We start from the raw sequence: 3,735 nt of genomic DNA on the forward strand, positions 1-3,735 counted from the left end.
GCGGTCAGATCCGCCCGAGGCCTTCCGGATCGACGATGCGGATCTGCTTGCCTTGCGCGGCGACGAGCCCGTTGTGCTGGAACTTCGACAGCATGCGGCTGACCGTTTCGAGCTTCATCCCGAGATACTCGCCGATCTCGTCGCGCGTCATCCGCAGCACGAATTCGGCGGCGGAGTAGCCGCGCGCCTTGAAGCGCGAGGAAAGGTTCAGCAGGAACGCGGCCACGCGCTGCTCGGCGGTCATCGTGCCGAGCAGCAGCATCAGCGCGGATTCGCGGACGATTTCGCCGCCCATCATCTGGTACACGTGATGCTGCATCGGCCGCACCTCGCGGCACATCTGCTCGAGCTGGCCGAACGGAATGATGCAGACGGTGCTGTCCTCGAGCGCGACCGCATCGCCGTTGTGGTGCCCGGTGTGCACGCCGTCGAGCCCGAGCGATTCACCGACGATCTGAAAGCCGGTGATCTGCTCGTCGCCGTCGCGATGCATCACGACGGTCTTGAACGACCCGGTCCGCACCGCATAGATGCTGTTGAACGCGTCGCCCGCGCGAAACAGCGTTTCGCCGCGTCTGACGTGCCGCGTCGTGCAGATCATCGCATCGACACGCGCGAAATCGTCGGGCGAAAGGTCAGCCGGCATGCAGACGGTGCGCAACGAACACGTCGAACAGCGGGACGCGGCGCGTTTCGGTTGTTCCGCCCGTTCGACGGGATGCAACGGGATGAACGGGCGTAACGGCATGGTCGGCGAAACATTGGCATGACTCTGCATGATCGGCTCCAGTATGTTGGGGACAGCGGCGAAGCGCCGTGCGGCGGGATCGCGCTGGTGGTAGCGCCGGCGGCTCTGGTGGTAGCCGCCCTCATAGGGGAAGCACCGCGCCCTACGGGCCGGGAGACCTGTCCCGACGGCGATTGCCGCCGTTGCTCCGCGAGGCGCGTGCTTGTTTTTCTTGATCTGGAGTATGGATGTTGCGCGGCGTCAAGGAAATCAGCAGGCGTTGAAGATGCGGTAGGGCACTTGGAAGCGTTGTAGGCGGTTTCCTACACGGGTGCGGCATTCTGTCTCGGGCGACGTGTGGGAGCACCGGCCGCGAACCGCAGCCGCATCAGAGATCGTCCGGATCGTCGAACAGCTTGTGGCGCATCGCATAGCGTACGAGCGCCGTGTCGTTCGGCATCTGCATCTTCTCGAGAATCCGCGTCTTGTACGTGCTGACCGTCTTGACGCTGACACAAAGTGCCTCCGCGATTTCGGAAATCGACTCGCCGGTAGTGACACGCCGGAACACGTCGAACTCACGGTCGGACAGGCGCTGGTGCGGCAGGAGATCGGTCGGTTCGTTCAGGCTCTGCGCAAACTGTTCGGCCATGGTCAGGCTGACATAGACGCCCCCGGCCGCGATCTTGGTCAGTGCCGCGACCAGCTCGGCGCTCGCGCTCTCCTTGGTCATGTAGCCGGACGCGCCGGCGCGGAAGGCGCGCACCGCGTATTGCTGCTCGGCGTGCATCGTCAGCACGAGGATATGCAAGGCCGGCTTCTCGTCCTTGATCTGCTTGATGAGCTCGACGCCGTTCCGGCCAGGCATCGACAGGTCGAGCACCAGGACATTCGCGGCCGTGTCACGCACGAGCGCGATCGTGGACGCACTGTCGCTGGCTTCGCCCGCGACTTCGAACCCGCTTGCGCTCTGCAGGATGTGCCGCAGGCCGTCCCTGACGAGGGCGTGGTCGTCGGCGATGAGTACCCTGATCATGACAGCACATCTCCTTGCTGGATGGCGTGAAGCGGCAACGCCACTGTAATCGTGAACCCCGTTCCGGGCCGGTTGTCGATCGTCACCGTGCCGTCGAGCATATGCGCGCGTTCGCGGATGCCGATCAACCCGAACGACGGACGATCATGCTCGTCGCGAGCGCTTTCCGTTGCACCGTGACCGTTGTCCGCGATGCGCAGCATGCAGTAGCCGTCTTCCACTTTCAACGCGAGCGTCACGTGCGTCGCATCGGCGTGCCGCGCGACGTTGGTAAGCGCCTCCTGCACGATGCGGAACAGCGTGGTGGCCCCGGCGCTGGTGAACGCGGTATCGGCAGGGGTGATGTCCCGGTCGACCGTGATCTTGTAGCGATGCGTGAAATCGTTCACCAGCCACTCGATCGCCGGGACGAGACCGAGGTCGTCGAGCATCACCGGCCGCAGATCGGCCGCGATGCGTCGAACCGACGCAACGGTCGAATCAATCAGGCGATGCATGCCGCCCAACTGCTCGCGCACGCCGGTTTGGGGGGCGACGATGCCCGCGAGCCCCAGTTCGACGGCGGAGAGATCCATCTTGAGCGCGGTGAGTTGCTGGCCGAGGTCATCGTGCAGTTCACGCGCGATCCGCGTTTTTTCTTCCTCCCGCACGTTCTGCAGGTTGGCGGACAGATCGCGCAGTTCCTCGCGCGACTGCTTGAGGGCATTTTCCGCCCGGACGCGCTCGGTGACGTCGCGCAGCATGACCGTGTACAGCTTGCCCGTGCCGTCGCGAATCTGCGATATCGATGCCTCGATCGGAAACTCCGAGCCGTCGCCGCGCAGGCCGAACAGCACGCGTTGCTGTCCCATCTGGCGCTCCGACACGCCCGTCACGCCGAATTGTTCGACGTGACGCGTGTGCGCGGCACGGAAGCGCTCGGGGATGAAGCGGGAGAGCGGGGCACCGATCGCCTCCATGGCGGAGACGCCGAACACGCGTTCCGCAGCCGGATTGAAGATCACGATCGTCTGACTTTCATCGACGGTAATGATGGCTTCCATCGATGACCGGATGATGCCCATCATCCTGGCCTCGGTCGGCTGGCCGTCGCCAACGGCCACGGCGGCGGACATTCGCCTGGCAGCGACCTGCTGCACGAGGGCGGCCAGTATCAGCGACAGCGCGAATCCGGCCACCAGCACGGCCATCGCGGATCCGGACGTGTCGGCGGGCGGCGCACTGTAGCGCAGCGAAAGCGGTGTGCCGCCGAACGTCAACGCATCCGTTCGCGTGAGCACGTTGCGGGCGGCAGCGCCGTCGTCGCCGCCGAAGCCGCCGGAATAAACGGGCGCTGCCGGGTTGTCGGCCGTAATGTCCACGTGCAGCCGTTCCAGCACCGATGGATCGACAAGACGCTCCGGATCGAGCGCCGCATAAACGTATCCAGTCGCGCGCGCATGTTGCAGCCCGGACGAAGCCTCGTCTTCAGCGTTCGCATAAATCGGCAGATACAGCGTCAGTGCCGTGCGGGCGATCGTCGCGTCCGTGCTGTCCTGGATCGCGTTCGCGGCCAGCGCGACCTTGCCGCTTTCCGCCGTTCGCTGCAGCGCCAGCCGGGTCGCCTGATTGTCGTCAGCGGCGCTCGGCTCGATTCTTCCGACGCTGCGGACGGGCGACTGCAAACCGTCCAGATTGAGACCGGCAAGGTAGCGGCGCCACGCGTCGCCGGATTGCGGCACGGCCAGCGTCGATGCGAAGCCGCGCGCGCCACGCAACACGGTCGCGGCGCCGAGGAGGCTGCGCCGGAGGTCGGACGTCGCGAGCGTCGCCGATTGTGCGAAGCGCGCCTGGGCGACTTCCTGCGCCCGGTTCTGCAGAAGCCGGGAGGCGGCAAACGACGCCGCCATGCCGAGCGCCAGCGTCAGCAGCGCGGCCAGGGTCGCGTATCGCGCGGGCCGAATCCTGCGCGGAGCCGGCCCGGCCTTGAAGG

Annotated in this window: 3 protein-coding genes; all 3 read right to left on the minus strand. The window is 65.8% G+C overall.

The window, feature by feature from the left end; all coding sequences use genetic code 11:
• Positions 1–4: 4 nt before the first annotated feature.
• The 3 genes from fnr to JYJ84_RS30960 all read right to left on the minus strand — a co-directional run bounded on the left by fnr (position 5) and on the right by JYJ84_RS30960 (position 3,706).
• The gene (fnr, locus tag JYJ84_RS30950; RefSeq protein ID WP_175220430.1) at positions 5–778 is read right to left on the minus strand and encodes a fumarate/nitrate reduction transcriptional regulator Fnr; all 774 of its coding nucleotides are present in this window, start codon (positions 776–778) and stop codon (positions 5–7) included.
• Positions 779–1,115: 337 nt separating this feature from the next.
• Positions 1,116–1,763 (minus strand): response regulator transcription factor, encoded by a 648-nt coding sequence (locus JYJ84_RS30955; protein WP_174962675.1) that lies wholly within the window; start codon positions 1,761–1,763, stop codon positions 1,116–1,118.
• On the minus strand, positions 1,760–3,706 hold the full coding sequence (locus tag JYJ84_RS30960) for a PAS domain S-box protein (protein WP_240201927.1): 1,947 nt from the start codon (positions 3,704–3,706) through the stop codon (positions 1,760–1,762). The genes JYJ84_RS30955 and JYJ84_RS30960 overlap by 4 nt, the downstream gene beginning before the upstream one ends.
• Positions 3,707–3,735: the final 29 nt, after the last annotated feature.

The sequence above is a fragment of the Burkholderia sp. LMG 13014 genome (assembly GCF_905232215.1).
Lineage (GTDB): Bacteria > Pseudomonadota > Gammaproteobacteria > Burkholderiales > Burkholderiaceae > Burkholderia.